14 protein-coding genes and 1 tRNA gene are annotated in these 18,131 nt (G+C 68.9%); 5 read left to right on the top strand and 10 right to left on the bottom strand.

Annotated features, from left to right (window positions below):
• Positions 1-74: 74 nt before the first annotated feature.
• Positions 75-1,469: a pyridoxal phosphate-dependent decarboxylase family protein gene (locus ACZ6I3_RS03525; RefSeq protein WP_469411281.1), complete on the top strand. Its 1,395-nt coding sequence runs from the start codon at positions 75-77 to the stop codon at positions 1,467-1,469.
• Complete coding sequence (locus tag ACZ6I3_RS03530) at positions 1,466-2,887, top strand: lysine N(6)-hydroxylase/L-ornithine N(5)-oxygenase family protein (protein ID WP_469411282.1); 1,422 nt, start codon at positions 1,466-1,468, stop codon at positions 2,885-2,887. The genes ACZ6I3_RS03525 and ACZ6I3_RS03530 overlap by 4 nt, the downstream gene beginning before the upstream one ends.
• 15 nt (positions 2,888-2,902) lie before the next feature.
• On the opposite strand, the gene ACZ6I3_RS03535 is transcribed toward ACZ6I3_RS03530, so the two are convergent.
• On the bottom strand, positions 2,903-4,711 hold the full coding sequence (locus ACZ6I3_RS03535; RefSeq protein ID WP_469411284.1) for a bifunctional metallophosphatase/5'-nucleotidase: 1,809 nt from the start codon (positions 4,709-4,711) through the stop codon (positions 2,903-2,905).
• 163 nt (positions 4,712-4,874) lie between these two features.
• On the opposite strand from ACZ6I3_RS03535, the gene ACZ6I3_RS03540 reads away from it, so the two are divergent.
• On the top strand, positions 4,875-5,591 hold the full coding sequence (locus ACZ6I3_RS03540; RefSeq protein WP_469411286.1) for an SIMPL domain-containing protein: 717 nt from the start codon (positions 4,875-4,877) through the stop codon (positions 5,589-5,591).
• Positions 5,592-5,773: 182 nt separating this feature from the next.
• Positions 5,774-7,195: a pyruvate kinase gene (pyk, locus tag ACZ6I3_RS03545; RefSeq protein ID WP_469411288.1), complete on the top strand. Its 1,422-nt coding sequence runs from the start codon at positions 5,774-5,776 to the stop codon at positions 7,193-7,195.
• 3 nt (positions 7,196-7,198) lie between these two features.
• Here pyk and ACZ6I3_RS03550 read toward each other — a convergent pair whose 3' ends face one another.
• A complete protein-coding gene (locus ACZ6I3_RS03550; RefSeq protein WP_469411290.1) occupies positions 7,199-7,987 on the bottom strand; it encodes a helix-turn-helix domain-containing protein in 789 nt (262 codons plus the stop codon).
• 88 nt (positions 7,988-8,075) lie between these two features.
• Positions 8,076-8,159: transfer RNA gene (locus tag ACZ6I3_RS03555), tRNA-Leu, on the bottom strand.
• 102 nt (positions 8,160-8,261) lie between these two features.
• Between ACZ6I3_RS03555 and ACZ6I3_RS03560 the strand changes: the two genes are divergently transcribed.
• A complete protein-coding gene (locus tag ACZ6I3_RS03560; RefSeq protein WP_399020495.1) occupies positions 8,262-8,918 on the top strand; it encodes an ANTAR domain-containing response regulator in 657 nt (218 codons plus the stop codon).
• A gap of 68 nt (positions 8,919-8,986) precedes the next feature.
• On the opposite strand, the gene ACZ6I3_RS03565 is transcribed toward ACZ6I3_RS03560, so the two are convergent.
• The 7 genes from ACZ6I3_RS03565 to ACZ6I3_RS03595 form a co-directional block, all read right to left on the bottom strand.
• Positions 8,987-9,703, bottom strand: coding sequence for an ABC transporter ATP-binding protein (locus ACZ6I3_RS03565; RefSeq protein ID WP_469411292.1), 717 nt, complete (start codon positions 9,701-9,703; stop codon positions 8,987-8,989).
• Complete coding sequence (locus tag ACZ6I3_RS03570; RefSeq protein WP_469411294.1) at positions 9,700-10,566, bottom strand: ABC transporter ATP-binding protein; 867 nt, start codon at positions 10,564-10,566, stop codon at positions 9,700-9,702. Before ACZ6I3_RS03570 ends, ACZ6I3_RS03565 begins: the two co-directional genes overlap by 4 nt.
• 5 nt (positions 10,567-10,571) lie before the next feature.
• Positions 10,572-12,386, bottom strand: a complete 1,815-nt coding sequence (locus tag ACZ6I3_RS03575; RefSeq protein WP_469411296.1) for a branched-chain amino acid ABC transporter permease — start codon at positions 12,384-12,386, stop codon at positions 10,572-10,574.
• 4 nt (positions 12,387-12,390) lie between these two features.
• Positions 12,391-13,320, bottom strand: coding sequence for a branched-chain amino acid ABC transporter permease (locus tag ACZ6I3_RS03580; protein WP_215122119.1), 930 nt, complete (start codon positions 13,318-13,320; stop codon positions 12,391-12,393).
• 137 nt (positions 13,321-13,457) lie between these two features.
• Complete coding sequence (locus tag ACZ6I3_RS03585; RefSeq protein ID WP_469411685.1) at positions 13,458-14,687, bottom strand: branched-chain amino acid ABC transporter substrate-binding protein; 1,230 nt, start codon at positions 14,685-14,687, stop codon at positions 13,458-13,460.
• A gap of 589 nt (positions 14,688-15,276) precedes the next feature.
• Complete coding sequence (locus ACZ6I3_RS03590) at positions 15,277-15,765, bottom strand: PaaI family thioesterase (RefSeq protein WP_189728884.1); 489 nt, start codon at positions 15,763-15,765, stop codon at positions 15,277-15,279.
• 57 nt (positions 15,766-15,822) lie between these two features.
• Positions 15,823-18,102, bottom strand: a complete 2,280-nt coding sequence (locus tag ACZ6I3_RS03595) for an FdhF/YdeP family oxidoreductase (protein WP_469411299.1) — start codon at positions 18,100-18,102, stop codon at positions 15,823-15,825.
• Positions 18,103-18,131 lie beyond the last annotated feature (29 nt).

An 18,131-nucleotide genomic window follows, 5' to 3' on the forward strand; every position in this document is an offset into this window, starting at 1 on the left:
GTACGGAAGTACCTCCACCCGGGTCCGGTCGTTGGGCTTCACGGGCGCGTCGCCCCGCTCCCCGGAGGACGCCCATGAGCACGCCGCCCCTCGCCTCAGGTCCCGAAGGCCCACGCGCCCTGCGGCCGTTGCTCGACACCGTGCTCGACGCCCTGGAAACCGGCGCCCGGGCACGCGGCGGACCGCTGCCGGCGGGCGGACCGGAGGCGGTCGCGGCCCGCGTGCGCGAGACGGCGGGAGAGATCCTCCCCGACCAGGGCGACCCACACGCCCTGCGCACCCTGGTCCACACCTTCGCCGAAGGCGCCGCCGACCCCGCACACCCCCTGTGCGCCGCCCACCTCCACTGCCCACCCCTGGCCCTCGCCACAGCCGCCGACCTGGCCGCCTCCGCCCTCAACCCGTCCCTGGACTCCTGGGACCAGGCCCCGGCGGCATCGGAACTGGAGACACTGGTGACGGCGGCGCTCGCCAGGGAGATCTACCGGCGCGGCGCGAACCCCGACTCCCTCATCACCACCGGCGGCACCGAGTCCAACCAACTCGCCCTGCTCCTCGCCCGGGAGGCGTCCGGCGGAACCGTACGGCTGGTGTGCGGGGCGAACGCCCACCACTCGCTGCCCCGCGCCGCCTGGCTGCTCGGGCTGCCCGAACCCGTCGTCGTACCCGCCCCCGCCGGGACACTCGACCCCGCCGCACTCGACGAGACCCTCACCCGCCTGCCCGGCCCGCTGCTCGTCGCCGCCACCGCCGGCACCACCGACGCCGGCCTCATCGACCCGCTGCCCGAGATCGCCACCCGCTGCGCCGCCCACGGCGCCCGGCTGCACATCGACGCCGCCTACGGCGGAGGCCTCCTCTTCAGCACCCGGCACCGCACCGCGCTCACCGGACTCGACGCCGCCGACACCGTCACCCTCGACCTGCACAAACTCGGCTGGCAGCCCATCGCCACAGGCCTCCTCGCCGTCAAGGACCCCCACGACCTCACCGCCCTGCGGCAGCGCGCCGACTACCTCAACGCCGCCGACGACACCGAGGCCGGCCTCCCGGACCTGCTCGGCCGGTCCCTGCGCACCACCCGCCGCCCCGACGTCCTCAAACTCGCCGTCACCCTCAAGACCCTCGGCCGCCGCGGCCTCGGCACACTCGTCGACCAGGTCTGCGCCCGGGCCCGGGAGTTCGCCGCCCTCGTCCACGACCACCCCGGCTTCGAACTCCACGCCCCGCCCGGCATCAGCACCGTGCTGTTCCGGCCCTCGGGCGCCACCGACGCCGACGTGGCCGCCGTACGCCGCGCGCTCCTCACCGACGGCCGTGCCGTCCTCGGCCGGACCCGCCTCGACGGCCGGCTCTGGCTCAAGGCCACCCTCCTCAACCCCGCCACCGGGCCCGACGACCTCGCCGCCCTGCTGCACCTCGTGGCAGCACGCCGAGCCACACTCGTGGAAGGACACACCCCCCGATGAACCCCGCGCCCACCCCCCACCCGCACCACCAGCCCGACGCCCCCCGCGACCTGGTCGGCATCGGCATCGGCCCCGCCAACCTCTCCCTCGCCGCCCTCGCCCACCCGCTCGGCGAACTCGACACCGTCTTCTACGACCAGCGCCCCGCCTTCGGCTGGCACTCCGGCCTGCTCATCGAAGGCGCGACTATCCAGGTCCCGTTCCTCGCCGACCTCGTGAGCCTCGCCGACCCCACCAGCCCCTGGACCTTCCTCAACTACCTCAGGTCCCGCGAGCGGCTCTTCCCCTTCTACTTCGCCGAACGCTTCCACATCCAGCGCGCCGAGTACGACGCCTACTGCCGCTGGGTCGGCGAGAGCCTCCCCGACCTCCACTTCGGCCACCAGGTCGACGCCGTCCACTGGAACCCCGAACGCGACGTCTTCGAGGTCGACTTCACCCAACTCGACGCCGACGGAGAAGCCGAGGCCCTCGGCCGCACGTACACCCGCAACGTCGTCCTCGGCATCGGCACCGAGCCCTACGTCCCCGAACCCCTCAAGCCCCTCGCCCAGGCGCCCGGCGTCCCGGTCGTGCACGCCGCCGACTACCTCGACCACCGCGCCACCCTGCTCGCCGCCGAGCACGTCACGGTCGTCGGCATCGGACAGTCCGGCGCCGAGATCTTCCTCGACCTGCTGCGCAACAGACCGGCCGGCCAGGAGAAACTCCACTGGCTGGGCCGCACGGAAGCCTTCGCGCCCATGGAGTACTCCAAGCTCGGCCTGGAACACTTCACCCCCGACCACACCCGCTACTTCCACGCCCTGCCCGAATCAGCCCGCGACCGGCTCCTCACCGGCCAGTGGCAACTGCACAAGGGCATCGACACGGCCACCGTCGCCGCCATCCACGACGAGCTCTACCGCCGCACCCTGCACGGCGGCTGGCCCGACGCCGTCCTCACCCCCGGCGTCCACGTCCGCACCGCCGGCCGCGTCGCGACGACCAAGGTGGAACTGCACCTGGAACACGGCGGGCAGGACAGCCGCTCCCGGCTCACCACCGACGCCGTCGTCCTCGCCACCGGCTACCGCGAACGCCCCCTCGACCGCGTCCTCGCCGGCCTCGACCCCTACCTGCGCCGCGACAGCCGGGAACGCCCACGCGTCGACGAGGAGTACCGCCTCGTCCTCGACCCGTCCGTCACCGGCACGGCCTACGTCCAGAACGCCGAGACCCACACCCACGGCGTCGGCGCCCCCGACCTCGGCCTCGCCGCCTGGCGCAGCGCGATCATCCTCAACTCCCTGACAGGAAGGGAGGCGTACGCCCTCCCACGCCGCACCGCCTTCACCACCTTCGGCCTCACACAGCGGCAGCAGGTCCCGCCGGCCCGTGAGACACCGGCGCTGACCCCGCTCGTGGACCGAAGGTGATGAAGCTCAAGGCGCTCAGAAGACGGGCGTGCCGTTCCGCGTGAGCTTCCAGTCCACCGCCGCGAACTCGGCCGGGTCGACGGCCCCCTTCGCCTTCACCCAGGCGATCATGGTGTTGCGGATCTCGTCCGAGTTCGACCACAGCAGCTTCGAGGCGGCGACATGCGGGAAGTTCCCGCCGCCATTGGCCCGGTAGTTGTTCACCGCGAACACGAACTTCGCGTCGTCCGCGAGAGGCTGCCCCTCGAACCGCACATTCGTCACCCGCGAACCCGCCGGCTTGGCGATGTCGATCTCATACGCCAGACCGCTCACCACGTCATAGTTGTAGTCCGGCGTGCCGTTCGCGTTCGTCAGCTTCGCCGGATCCACCTGCGCGCCCGGCGCCGTCTGCACGAAGTAGTTCGCCGAGAACTCCAGATACGCCTTCATCTGCGCACCCGTCATCAGACGCGCCTCCAGCGTGTTCTCGAAGACGTACAGACCCGCCACGTCCCGGATCGTCACCTCACCCGCCGGGATCCGGGCACTGCGCGAGAAGCACGCCGCCTGCGACAGCACCGGCAGCGCGGCGTGCTCCGTGCCCGCCAGCGCCCGCTTCACCGTGTCCGCCTGGATGTGGTTGATCAGATCGATGATCGGCACGTCCTTGTACGGCGCCTCGGCCGACGTCATCTCCGCCGCGTTCGTGCCGATGACCTGGTTGACGTACGCCACGACCTTCTCGTGCTCGTCCGACAGCAGCCGCACGATCTTCCGGTCCTCCTCCACCGTGTTGGAGTTCAGGACCTTCGCGCCCACCTTCTCGACCTTCCAGCAGCCCTTCGCCCAGACCAGCTCGAAGTCGAACAGCGTCAGCCGCTGTCCCCACTTCAGCGGCTCCGACAGCACGACCTGCTTGCCGGTCTTCTTGTTGGTGACGAAGTACTCGGCGATCTCCGTGTGCGCGTGCCCCACCAGGATCGCGTCGATCCCCGGCACCTGCTCCGCCACCAGACCGGCCGCGTTCTCGATGTACGGCAGCTGGTCACCGTAGGACGACGTCCCCGACGAACCGCTGTGCGCCGACACGATGACGACGTCCGCGCCCATCGACCGCAGCCTCGGCACCCACTTCGCCGCCTGCTCCTCCAGACCCGGGAACGTCATCTTCCCCTGCACGTTCGCCTTGTCCCAGATCGCGATCCCCGGGTTGGTCAGCCCCAGCACCGCCACCTTCACATCACGCCCGAACGGCGTACGCAGCCGGTGCATGCTGTACGGCGCGAACGCCGGCCGCAGCGTCTTCGCGTCCAGCGCGTTCGCGCCCAGCAGCGGGAAACGGCACTGCTCCTCGAACTTCCGCAGCACCGGAATGCCGTAGTTGAACTCGTGGTTGCCGAGCGCCGCCGCGTCGTAGTCCATGGCGTTCATGGCCTGCGCCATCGGGTGCACCGGGCCGCCCTTGGCGGTGATCGGGTCGACCTTGGCGTAGTAGTACGACAGTTGCGTGCCCTGGATGGTGTCGCCCGCGTCGATGAGCAGCGTGTTGCGGCGGCCCTTCTCCGCACGGATCCGGTTCACCAGGGTGGAGACCTTCGCGAGACCGATGTCGTTGTGGTCCTTGTCGTCGAACTCCTTGTCCGTGAAGTAGTCCCAGTTGAAGACGTTGCCGTGCAGGTCCGTCGTCCCCATCACGGTGAACGCGTACCGCTTCTCGCGCCGCTTCGTCTCGCCCCGAGCCTCGGCCGCCTGAGCACCCGGCGCCGTGACCGCACCGGCCAGCGCCACCCCCGCCCCGGTCACGGCGGACTTCCCCAGGAACTTCCGGCGGTTCAACGGCATGTCTGGCTCCCCTTGCGGAATCTGTGAACGACGCGCGTAGATAACGCGCGTAGATTCTGACCCGGTCATGACCGGCCGCAACAGCCCCGCCAGGTTGCGATCTGATGACTCAGTCCGCCGACTCCACGCCTCCGGCCAGCCACAACATGACAGAGTGGGGCGTATGACCGCGCCCACCGGAGACTCCTCCCAGCCCGCAGTCCCCTACGGAACACCCGACGCCCCGCGCATCGCCGTCCGCGGCGAGGCCCGCCTCGAAGTCGACCCGGAGATCGCCCGCATCGGCATCACCGTCGCCGCCCGCGGCCGCGACCGCCGCTCCGCCCTCGACGACCTCACCCGCCGCAACGCGGGCGTCCTCGACCTGGTCAAGTCCTACGGCGACGCCGTCGAACGCCTGGAGACCGGCGCCTTCTCCATCACGCCCGAACTCACCAAGCACGGACGCGGCGAACGCATCCGCACCTACCACGGCCGCGTCCATGTCACCGCCGAACTCACCGACTTCACCGCTCTCGGCGAACTCACCACCCGCCTCGCCGACCTCGAACTCACCCGCGTCGACGGCCCCTGGTGGGCCCTGCGCCCCGACTCTCCCGCCCACCGCGAGGCCAGGAAGAAGGCCGTACGAGAAGCCGTCCAGCGCGCCCGCGAGTACGCCGAGGCTCTCGACACCACCCTCTCCGCCCTGGTCGAACTCGCCGACATCGGCGCCGAGAACGCCCCGCCGGCCTACCCCCAGGCCCCCGGCCGCATGCGCTCCGCCGCCTACGCCGGCGCCGAGGACACCGCGGCGGCACCCCTCGACCTCGAACCCCAACGCCAGCGGGTCCACGCCCAGATCAACGCCCGCTTCACGATGGTGCCGCCGCGGCTGTAGCCGGATATCCGGAGGCCATTTCGAAAACGCGACCGAAAGATTTCTGCGGCAGAGATTCCTGGCGCTCATCGGAGCGCCCCGCCGCACAATTCAACACTCGGCCATAGCGCTTCATTCAAAGTCTGTTGAGTAGTCACCCACGACCAATTCTCTACCGGCCGGTAACTCATAGGCTCACCCTTATGCGCCGAGCAAAGATCGTCTGCACACTGGGCCCCGCCACCGACTCGTACGACCAGATCAAAGACCTGGTCGAAGCCGGAATGGACGTAGCCCGATTCAACCTCAGCCACGGCAGCCACGCCGAGCACGAGGAGCGCTACCACCGGGTGCGGAAGGCCGCCGACGAGACCGGCCGCAGCGTCGGCGTCCTCGCCGACCTTCAAGGCCCGAAAATCAGGCTCGGCCACTTCACCGAAGGCCCCGTACTCCTTGAACGCGGCGACACCTTCACCATCACCGTCGAAGAAGGCGTCGAAGGCGACGGCCGAATGTGCGGCACCACCTACGCCGGCCTCGCCACCGACGTCACCCCCGGCGAACACATCCTCGTCGACGACGGCAAGGTCTGCCTCGAAGTCACCGAGATCGACGGCCCCCGCGTCCACACGAAGGTCCTCGAAGGAGGCGTGATCTCCGACCACAAGGGCCTCAACCTCCCCGGCGTCGCCGTCTCCGTCCCCGCCCTCTCCAAGAAGGACGAGGACGACCTCCGCTGGGCCCTGCGCACCGGCGCCGACATCATCGCCCTCTCCTTCGTCCGCACCGGCCGCGACATCCAGGACGTCCACCGCATCATGGACGAGGAAGGCCGCCGCCTCCCCGTCATCGCCAAGGTCGAAAAACCGCAGGCCGTCGAGAGCATCGAAGAAATCGTCGCCGCGTTCGACGGCATCATGGTCGCCCGCGGAGACCTCGGCGTCGAAATGCCACTGGAACAGGTTCCGATCGTCCAGAAACGCGCCATCAAACTGGCGAAGCGCAACGCCAAACCCGTCATCGTCGCCACCCAGATGCTCGACTCGATGATCGACAACGCCCGCCCGACCCGAGCGGAGGCCTCCGACGTCGCCAACGCCGTCATCGACGGCACCGACGCGGTGATGCTGTCCGGCGAGACCAGCGTCGGCAAACACCCCATCGAAACGGTCCGCACCATGGCCCGCATCGTCGAAGCGGCGGAGGAGGACATCCTGGCCAAAGGCCTCCCGCCGCTCACCGAACACAACAAACCCCGCACCCAGGGCGGCGCCGTGGCCCGGGCGGCAGCGGAAATGGGCGACTTCCTCGGTGCGAAGTTCCTGGTCGCCTTCACCCAGTCCGGCGACACCGCCCGCCGCCTCTCCCGCTACCGCTCCCCGATCCCCCTCCTCGCCTTCACCCCCGACCAGGCCACCCGCTCCCAGCTCAGCCTCACCTGGGGCGTGGAAACCTTCCTCGGCCCCTGCGTGGACTCCACCGACGCGATGGTCGACCAGGTCGACGAACTCCTCCTCCGCTACGGCCGCTGCCGCAAGGGCGACACGGTCGTCATCACGGCGGGCTCCCCTCCCGGCGTCTCCGGCTCGACGAACCTGGTCCGCGTCCACCACATCGCCGAGTAGCCGTCAGTACTTGGGTCCGACGTGGGCGTCCATGAGGGTTACGGAGGCTTTGCGGGCGACGGAGATGTTGAACGGATTGCCGTTGCGGGTGCAGTGCGTCCACTCCACGCCGAGCTTGTCGAGGGTGTCGGTGCAGAGGCGCCGGATGTCGTCGGAGACATTGGTGAAGAAGTACCGGGGGTACTCGTAGCGCTTGCGCGCACCCGCGACCATCCGGGTCGTCCAGTTGGTGATCCGGCAGCCGTCGGAGTGGATGAGACCGCGGATGAACTCCCAGGGGTGGGCGTCGACGATGGCTTGCTGCCAGAGTTCGAGGGCGATGCGGCGCTCGTGCTTCTTGCCGGGGCCGTGCTGCGGGAAGAGACAGTGCAAGTGCTTCGAGTAGACCTTGACATTGCGGCAGCCGGTCTTACGGACACGGCAGGTCGCGTTCTCGGGAAAGACCGCGCGCATAGCCGCTTCGCAGTCGTCCATGAGACCGGGCCATGACTCCGAGCAGGTGATCATGAGGTTGGGCACGCGGTGCTCGGAATAGTGGCTGATATGTCCATCACCTAGATACAAGCCCAGCAGATAGGCATAGGCGGGCTCGTCCAGGTCTCGCCCGTCGCACCGGGGGCACTTCGGATCGTGGCGACCGGGACACTCGCCGCGTTTCGCCCGGTCCAGGTGTTTCCAGTAGCCGATCGTCCCCAGTGGCACGTTGAGGCTTCGGGCCACGTCCGCGTTCCTCGCGCCGCCGCGCAGCAGCGTGAGAGCTTTCTGTCGTACGTCAGTGCCATGGAAGTTCATGTGACCACTGTGTGTCACTGACAGTGACCATGAGCGGCAAAAAGCGGAGGACCACGCGAACGTGATCCTCCGCTTACTGATCTTGTTGTGCCCGGTGTGGGATTCGAACCCACATGCCCAAAGGGCACGGCATTTTGAGTGCCGCGAGTCTGACCAGTTCCTCCAACCGGGCAGGTCTGGGGACCGACCAGCAGTGTACCGGTTCCCCGTGCGCCCTTGCTGCTAGGTACGCTCTTGGGAGCAGTACCGGCCTGCCCCGTACCAAGGAGCCCACGTGAGCGCCCCCGAGTCGCCCCAGCCTGTTGACGTGCCCGATGACGACAAGTCGCACGTGCCTCCGCTGACGACCCGTGTCGTCATCGCCGAGGACGAGGCCCTGATCCGGCTCGATCTCAAGGAGATGCTGGAGGAGGAGGGGTACACCGTCGTCGGTGAGGCCGGGGACGGGGAGCAGGCCGTGGAGCTGGCCCGTGAGCACCGGCCGGACCTCGTGATTCTCGATGTGAAGATGCCGAAGATGGACGGTATCTCCGCGGCCGAGAAGATCGCCGAGGAGAGCATCGCGCCGGTGCTGATGCTGACGGCGTTCTCGCAGCGCGACCTCGTGGAGCGGGCCCGGGACGCCGGTGCCATGGCCTACCTGGTGAAGCCGTTCAGCAAGACCGACGTCGTACCGGCGATCGAGATGGCCGTCTCGCGGTTCACGGAGCTGAAGGAGCTGGAGAAGGAGGTCGCGGACCTCACGCTGCGGCTTGAGACGCGCAAGCTGGTGGACCGGGCGAAGTCGATTCTCCAGACGGAGTACGGGCTGACGGAGCCGAACGCCTTCCGGTGGATCCAGAAGACGTCGATGGACCGGCGCATGTCGATGCAGCAGGTCGCGGAGGCGGTCATCGAGGACGCCGAGGAGAAGAAGTCCGGCAAGGGCTGATCAACCCCGCGCAGCACACGAGGCCCGCACCCCACCCGGGGCGCGGGCCTCGTCGCGTGATCGGGCGGTCAGTCCTCGCCGAGGTACGCCTTGCGGACCGACTCGTCGTGCAGCAGGTCCTGTCCCGTGCCGGAGAGGGCGATGGTGCCGACCTCCATGACATGGCCGTGGTCGGCCAGGGAGAGCGCCGCCTGGGCGTTCTGCTCCACGAGGAGGATGGTCGTGCCCTGGGACTTGAGCTCCGAGATGGTCGCCATGATCTTCTGCATCATGATCGGGGAGAGGCCCATGGAGGGCTCGTCGAGCATGAGCAGCTTGGGCTGGGACATCAGGGCGCGGCCCATGGCGAGCATCTGCTGTTCGCCGCCGGAGAGGGTTCCGGCGGCCTGCTTGCGGCGTTCCCCGAGGATGGGGAAGAGGTCGTAGGCCCGCTGGATGTCCTTCTCGATGCCTTCCTTGTCCTTGCGGAGAAACGCTCCGAGCTGGAGGTTCTCCGCGATGGTGAGGCGGGGGAAGATGTGCCGGCCCTCGGGGGAGTGGGCGAGGCCGAGGGCGACGATCTTGTGGGCGGGGACCCCGCTCAACGGCTTGCCGTCGAAGAGGACCTTTCCGGACGTCGGCCGCAGCAGGCCCGAGAGGGTACGCAGCGTGGTGGTCTTTCCGGCGCCGTTGGTGCCGATGAGGGTGACGACCTGGCCGGCTTCGACGCTGAAGGAGATGCCTTTGACGGCTTCGATCTTGCCGTAGGAGACCCGGAGGTCCTCGACCTCGAGGAGTGCGGTCACTTGGCTTCTCCCTTGGTGCTGCTGGTGGTGCTGGGTGCCGCCTCCGCGGCGGCTTCCGCGGCCTCGACCTCGGCGACTTCGGCCTCCCCGGGATCGCCTTCGAAGGGTTCACCCAAGTAGGCGGCGATGACGCGTTCGTCGGCCTGGACGACCTCGGAGGTGCCCTCGACGAGCTTCTCGCCCTGGACGAGGACGGCGACGCGGTCGCTGAGGTTGAAGACGAAGCGCATGTCGTGCTCGATGAGGAGGACGGCGATGCCCTTGTCGCGGATGGCGAAGACCAGTTCCTCGGTCGCCCGGGTCTCCTGGGGGTTCATGCCGGCGGTCGGCTCGTCGAGCAGGAGCAGGCCCGGCTCGCTTGCCATGGCCCGCGCGATCTCCAGCTTGCGCTGCTCGCCGTAGGGGAGGTTGCGCGCCAGGTGGTCCCGCTTGTGGGAGAGGCCGATGAACTCCAGGAGTTCCATGGCTCGTTCCTCGCTGGCGCGTTCGGCCTTCTTGAAGCCGGGTCCGCGCAGCAGGGCCGACCACAGGCCCTCCTTCGTCCGCGTGTGGCGGCCGACGAGGACGTTTTCCAGGACCGTCATGTTGGCGAAGAGCCGGATGTTCTGGAAGGTGCGGGCGATGCCGGCCTGGGTGACCAGGTGGGGCTTCGGGGGGAGGACGGTGCCCTTGTAGGAGACCGTTCCCTCCGTCGGGACGTAGAGGCCGGTCAGGCAGTTGAAGAAGGTGGTCTTGCCGGCGCCGTTGGGGCCGATGAGTCCGACGATCTCGCCGGCGTTGACCGTGAAGTCGACGGAGCGGACGGCGGTGAGGCCGCCGAAGCGCATCGTGACATCGCGTGCTTCGAGTACAGGTGTCGTCATGATTCTTACGCCCCCGCCTTGGTGACGGCCGGTTCGTCGGTCAGCGTGGTCTGTTTCGGTACGTCGAGTTGGCCGGTCTCGTGGAATTCGAGCTGGCGCCGGCGGTTGGCGATGATGCCTTCGGGGCGGAAGCGCATCAGCAGGATGAGCGCGACACCGAAGGCGAGCAGTGACTTGTCCTGGAGGAACACCAGCTTCTCGGGCAGCAGGTAGAGCAGGGCCGCGCCGAGGAGGGGACCGGCGACGGTGCCCATGCCGCCGAGGACGACCGCGGCCAGGAGGAACGCGGAGTTGGGCGGTGTGGAGCCGGCGAACTGGTACGGCGTGGGGACCACGCTGTAGGTGACGTGGGCGCTGACCGTGCCGGCGAGGCCTGCCAGGGCGGCGCCGAGGGCGAAGGCGATGAGCTTGACGCGGAAGCCGTTGATGCCCATGGCGGTCGCGGCGGTCTCGTCCTCGCGGATGGCGATCCAGGAGCGGCCGATGCGGGAGTCCGCCGCACGCGTGTAGACCAGGACCACGATGGCCATGATCAGCACCATCAGCAGGTAGTAGTTGGCGAAGCGGCCGAGGGTGAACCCGCCGATGTCGTGGGCCTGGCCGAAGTTGAACCCGAAGAGGTTCAGGTCGGGGATGGCGGGGATGCCGTTGGGGCCGTTGGTGACGTCGGGGCCGGAGTCGCCGTCCATGTTGTTGACCGCGATACGGAAGATCTCTCCGAAGCCCAGCGTCACGATCGCCAGGTAGTCGCCGCGCAGGCGCAGGGTCGGGGCGCCGATGAGGACGCCGAAGACCAGGGAGGCGGCGGCACCGGCCAGGGCGGAGGCCCAGAACGGCAGGTGGACGCCGGAGATGGTGGAGAACTCGGAGCCGGAGACCAGGGCGGCGGTGTAGGCGCCGACGCCGAGGAAGGCGACGTATCCGAGGTCGAGGAGTCCGGCGAGGCCGACGACGATGTTGAGGCCGAGGGCGACGGTCCCGAAGATCAGGATGTTGACGCCGATGTTGGCGTAGTGGTCGTCGGTCTGGGTGAAGGGGAAGGCGATGGCCGCGGCGAAGCCCATGGCGAGGGTGAAGCTGCGGTTGGCGGCGACCAGCGACGAGAACCGGTCCATGAGGCCGGCGGTGTGCACGGCCCACATGGCGAAGGTGACGACGAAGAGGTAGCCGATGAAGAGTTCGCCGTACTCGGTGTCGATGCCGTAGGTGAAGACGCCGAGGCCGATGATCGTGACGACCGTGATGACGGCCCGCTGGACCCAGGGCGCGGTGGCCTCGGGGGCGGGGATGCGGTCGGGCTTGGCGATGTAGGCCTTGAGGGCCGCCTTGGTGCCGTCGGTGCCGGTGCGCTCCTGGGGGAGGGCGAAGGCGCCGAGGACGGGCAGGAGGCTGGCTATGGCCGCGATCCAGCCGCCGGGTTCGAGGTTGACGACGCCGCCGAGCTTGGCGCTGATGGCGATGACGGTGAACCAGGTGACGGTGAAGCCGCCGAGTGCGGTGAGGACGAGCGGCGCGTTGTTACGGGCGGGCAGCAGCCAGCCGAGTCCGCGGATGCCGTAGGAGGCGAGGGCGAACAGGGTGGTGAGGATGCCGGCGGTGAAGGTGAGCCACTGCAGGCCGCCGGGGTAGCCGTAGTAGGTGAGTTCGCCGGGGAACTCGTTGGTCCAGGTCCAGGCGAGGTACGTGGAGGCCGCGGTGGCGATGCCGCCGGCGAGGAGCAGGGCGCGGGCGGCCGCTGCGGGCAGCGGGATGAGGCCGCGGAGTGCGGGCGCCGGGGTGGGGGCGGCGTCCGGGGCGGGGGTCTTGGTCGTCTCGGTCATGTCGTCACGCCCTGTCCGCGACGCGCTCGCCGAGCAGGCCTTGTGGCCTGAAGAGGAGCACGAGGATGAGGAGGCCGAAGGCCCAGACGTTGGCCCAGCTCTGACCGCCGAGCTGCTGCATGCCGGGGATCTCGTCGATGTAGGCGGAGGCGAGGGTTTCGGCGATGCCGAGGACGACGCCGCCGAGCATGGCGCCGTAGATGTTGCCGATGCCGCCGAGGACGGCCGCGGTGAAGGCCTTGAGGCCCATCAGGAAGCCCATGCGGTAGTCGACGTTGCCGTACTTGAGTCCGTAGGCGACGGCGGCGACGGCGGCGAAGAAGCCGCCGATGGCGAAGGCGATGACGATGATGCGGTTGGTGTCGATGCCCATGAGCTGCGCGGTGTCGGGGTCCTGCGCGGTGGCCTGCATGGCGCGGCCGGTGCGGCTGCGGCGCACGAAGATCGCGAGGGCGGCCATGCAGACGACGGCGGCCAGGATGAGGAAGATGTCGGCGTCCTTGATGGTGATGGAGCCGATGTCGTGGGTGGCGTCGAGGCCGGGGAAGGCGCGGGCGCGGTCGGCGCCGGGGTAGAAGTTGCGGACGACTTCCTGGAGGGCCAGGGAGAGGCCGATGGCGGTGATGAGCGGTGCCAGGCGTGGTGCTCCGCGCAGTGGCCGGTAGGCGAATCGTTCCGCTCCGACGGCGATGAGGATGGCCACGAGGGCGCCGCCGAGGAGCATGAGCGGTACGGCGAGGGCCATCGAGGTGCCGTCGGGCAGGATGTAGAAGTAGACCGTGAGGGCGCCGAACGCCCCGGTCATGAAGATCTCGCCGTGCGCGAAGTTGATGAGCTGGACGATGCCGTACACCATCGTGTAGCCGATGGCGATCAGCCCGTACATCGAGCCGAGAAGCAGCCCGTTGGCCAGCTGCTGCGGCAGGGTGTTCACCGCATGGCCTCCATGTCGCTGGTGGTCGTGTGCACTGGATGTGTGCGTGGTCGTGTGCTGTGGGGGGTGTGGAAACGGGCCGCGCGGTCGGGGTCTTCCTTCCGCGCGGCCCGTGGTGCGGCGTTGTGGCGGGCCGACTACTTCAGGTCGGCGGTGCCGGTCTCCACGTCCTTCCAGGCACCCTTCTCGACCTGGTAGACCGTCAGCTGCTTGTTGGTGGTGTCGCCGTACTCGTCGAAGGAGATCTTGCCGGTGAGGCCTTCGAAGTCGGACTTCTGGACACCGTCGACGACCTTGGAGCGCAGGTCGTTGATGTCGGTGGGCACCTTGCCGCCGTTGGCGTCGGCGGCGGCCTTGACGGCCTTGATGATGGCGGTGGTGGCGTCGTAGGCGTAGGCACCGTAGGCGCCGTAGTCGCCCTTGTAACCCTTGTCCTTGTACGTCTGGATGAACTGCTTGGCGGCGGGCAGGGTGTCGGCGGGGACACCGATCGCGGTCGCGAGGTCGCCCTCGGAGGACTTGCCGGCGGCCTCGATGTAGGTGGAGGCGAACATGCCGTCACCGCCGAACAGCGGGATCTTGACGCCGGTGTCCTTGAGCTGCTTGGTGATCAGCGCGGACTCGTCGTACTGGCCGCCGTAGTAGACCAGGTCGGCACCGGAGTTCTTGATCTTCGTGGCGAGCGAACCGAAGTCCTTGTCGCCGGTGTTGACGTGGTCGGTCGCGACGACCTTGCCGCCCATCTTCTTGTACTGCTCGGCGAAGATCTTCGCGAGGCCGGCGCCGTAGGTCTGCTTGTCGTCGACGACGAAGGCCTTCTTCTTCTTGAGGCCGTTGTACGCGTAGCCGGCGGCGAAGCTGCCCTGCAGTTCGTCGGTGGTGGCGGTGCGGAAGTACGTCTTGTAGGGACGCTTCTTGTCCGTCTGCCAGTTCTTGCCCTGGGTCAGCTCGGGGTTGGTGTTGGCCGGGGAGATCTGGACCATGTTGGCCGAGGCGAACACCTGCTGCATCGTCTGGGCGACGCCGGAGTTCAGCGGGCCGACGGCGCCGACGGCGGTCTTGTCGCCGACGATGCTGGTGGCGTTGGACTGGCCGGTGGCGGGCTGCGCCTTGTCGTCCAGGGCCTTGAGCTTGAACTTCACGCCCGGGACCCAGTTGTTCTTGTTGGCGTCGTCGACGGCAATCTGGGCGCCGTACTGGATGCCGAGGCCGGTGGTGGAGTTCTCACCGGACAGGGGGGCGTCGACGCCGATGGTCAGCGTGGTGCCGCCGCCGCTGTCTCCGCTCTTGTCGCCGCTGTCGTCTCGGGACCCGCAGGCGGTGAGAGTCAGAGCTCCGGTCGTCAGAACGGAGGTAAGAATCACCAAGGAACGCTGTCGCACGATCAGTCCTTTCACAGGCAGGCCCGCCCTTGGTCGGGGGGTAGTGCCGCGCTGGTACCGAACTCCCGATGGAGCGGTGACTGGCCGTGACTCTAAGCCCGGTGTGGAGGCAGGGTCAGCGGCGTGGGACGGCTTGTGACTTTCTTGTTATGACGCGGTGGATGCCCGGCTTCTCCGGTGGGCCATCTCGGCGGATTTGACCGTTTTTCTCCGAAGTCCGCATTCTGAGAACCCGCACTTCCGGTTGGCCATGGCCGAGATCGTGCGGTCGACGTGGCGCAGGCGGGGAGGGCGGGATCGGAAAGGTCCCGGGGGCGGGCGCGGCCGAAGAGGGGGCCGAGGTGTTGTATTGCGCGCGCGTTACGGAGCGTTACGCCGAGAAAGGGGCGGCCCGTTTCCAGGGGGAGTTCCGAACAATTGGAAACAGTTAATTCCACCGTGATGTCACGGTGAACCGGAACCTGCCTGTTTCGACGGGGGAGTTGAGTCGTCCGGTTATGTGTCCACGCGCGGACGCCGCCGCTCGGGTGTTCCCTCGCGACGGCGTCGAGCCGGAATGTGTGGGGCGGCCGGATCAGCGCGCGGCGCGGATCAGTTCCTCGTCGCCCGGGTTCACGTCGCGCAGCATGCAGGTGAGGCGGGCGGTGCAGACCCTTTTGTCGCTTTCGTCCGTGATGACGATTTCGTAGGTGGCGGTCGAGCGCCCCCGGTGCACGGGTGTGGCCACGCCGGTGACGAGGCCGGAGCGTGCCCCGCGGTGGTGGGTGCAGTTCAGGTCGACGCCCACGGCGATCTTGGAGCTGCCGCCGTGCAGCATGGACCCGACCGAGCCGAGTGTCTCGGCCAGCACCGCGGAGGCCCCGCCGTGCAGCAGTCCGTAGGGCTGGGTGTTGCCCTCCACCGGCATCGTCCCGACGACCCGGTCCGCCGACGCCTCGAGGATCTGGACGCCCATCCGGGTCCCGAGGTGGCCCGCGGAGAACAGGGCCAGGAGGTCCACGCCGAGCGCGGCGTACTCGTCGATGACCTCTTGCGGGAACTTCACATGCTGCTGCTCACCCATGGGGCCGGGCTCCGTTCGTCCTGGTCACTGCGGCTGGCTCTGTGGCTGAGCAAACGCTCAGTCGGTGGCCGATTGTTCCAGACGCACCACGACGGACTTGCTGGCCGGGGTGTTGCTGGTGTCCGCCGTGGCGTCCAGCGGCACCAGTACGTTGGTCTCCGGGTAGTACGCGGCGGCACAGCCCCGGGCCGTCGGATAGTGCACGACCCGGAAGCCCGGCGCCCTGCGCTCCACGCCGTCCTTCCACTCGCTGACCAGGTCGACGTAGGAGCCGTCCGCCAGCTTCAGCGTCCGCGCGTCCTCGGGGTTGACCAGCACCACCCGGCGGCCGTTCTTGATGCCCCGGTAGCGGTCGTCGAGGCCGTAGATCGTGGTGTTGTACTGGTCGTGCGAGCGCAGCGTCTGCAGCAGCAGGCGGCCCTCGGGCAGCTCCGGGTACTCCACGGGCGCGGCGGTGAAGTTGGCCTTGCCGGTGGCGGTGGGGAAGCGGCGCTCGTCACGCGGGGCATGTGGGAGGGCGAAGCCTTCCGGACGGGCCACGCGCGCGCTGAAGTCCTCGAAGCCGGGGATCACGCGCGCGATCCGGTCCCGGATCGTCGCGTAGTCCTTCTCGAACTCCTCCCAGGGTGTGCGGCTGTTCTCGCCCAGCACGCCGCGGGCCAGGCGGCAGACGATGGCCGGCTCGGACAGCAGGTGCGTGCTCGCGGGCTCCAGCCGGCCCCGGGAGGCGTGCACCATGCCCATCGAGTCCTCGACCGTCACGAACTGCTCGCCGCTGCCCTGGAGATCGCGTTCGGTACGGCCGAGCGTCGGGAGGATCAGGGCACGCGCGCCCGTGATCGCGTGCGAGCGGTTCAGCTTCGTCGACACGTGCACGGTCAGCCGGGCCCGCCGCATCGCCGCCTCGGTGACCTCCGTGTCGGGGGACGCCGAGACGAAGTTGCCGCCCATGGCGAAGAAGACCTTCGCCTCGCCGTCGCGCAGCGCCCGGATGGCCCGTACGACGTCGAAGCCGTGCTCGCGCGGCGGCGCGAAGCCGAACTCCTTCTCCAGGGCGTCCAGGAACGCCGGGGCGGGGCGCTCGAAGATGCCCATCGTGCGGTCGCCCTGCACGTTCGAATGGCCGCGCACCGGGCAGACGCCCGCGCCCGGGCGGCCGATGTCGCCGCGCAGGAGGAGGAAGTTGACCACTTCCCTGATCGTGGGGACCGAGTGCTTGTGCTGGGTGAGGCCCATCGCCCAGCACACGATGGTGCGCTCGGAGGCGAGGACCATCCGCAGGGCGTCCTCGATCTCCTTCCGGGTCAGCCCGGTGGCCGCGAGGGTCTCGTCCCAGTCGGCGGCGCGGGCGGCCTCGGCGAACTCCTCGTAGCCGTGCGTGTGCTCCCGGACGAACGCCTCGTCGACCGCGCCCTCCGTACCGAGGATCAGCTTGTTGAGGAGACGGAAGAGGGCCTGGTCGCCGCCGATGCGGATCTGCAGGAACAGGTCGGTGAGGGCGGCGCCCTTGAGCATGCCCTGTGGGGTCTGCGGGTTCTTGAAGCGCTCCAGGCCCGCCTCGGGCAGCGGGTTGACGCTGATGATGCTCGCCCCGTTGGCCTTGGCCTTCTCCAGGGCGGACAGCATGCGCGGGTGGTTCGTCCCCGGGTTCTGGCCCGCGACGATGATCAGGTCGGCCTTGTACAGGTCCTCCAGCAGGACACTGCCCTTGCCGATGCCGATCGTCTCCGACAGGGCCGAGCCGGACGACTCGTGGCACATGTTCGAGCAGTCGGGAAGGTTGTTCGTGCCGAGCTCGCGGGCGAACAACTGGTAGAGGAACGCGGCCTCGTTGCTGGTGCGCCCGGAGGTGTAGAAGACGGCCTCGTCCGGGGAGGCGAGGGCGGTGACCTCCTCGGCGATGATGCCGAAGGCGCGCTCCCAGGTGACCGGCTCGTAGTGCGTGCCCCCTTCGGGGAGGTACATGGGGTGGGTGAGGCGCCCCTGCTGTCCCAGCCAGTAGCCGCTGCGGCCGGCGAGATCGGCGACCGGGTGCGCGGCGAAGAACTCGGGCGTGACCCGGCGCAGCGTGGCCTCCTCGGCGACCGCCTTCGCGCCGTTCTCGCAGAACTCCGCCTTGTGCCGGTGCTCCGGCTCGGGCCAGGCGCAGCCCGGGCAGTCGAAGCCGTCCTTCTGGTTCACGCTCAGCAGCGTCAGCGCGGTGCGCTTCACGCCCATCTGCTGCTGGGCCATGCGCAGCGTGTGCCCGATCGCGGGGAGGCCCGCGGCCGCGTGCTTCGGCCCGGCGACCTGCGGCGCGTCCTGGACCGGATCACTCTTGGGCGGCTTCGTCGCCATCGCACGCTCCCCTTCGACTGTGCTGTGAG

The sequence above is a fragment of the Streptomyces sp. NPDC041940 genome, from assembly GCF_055589465.1.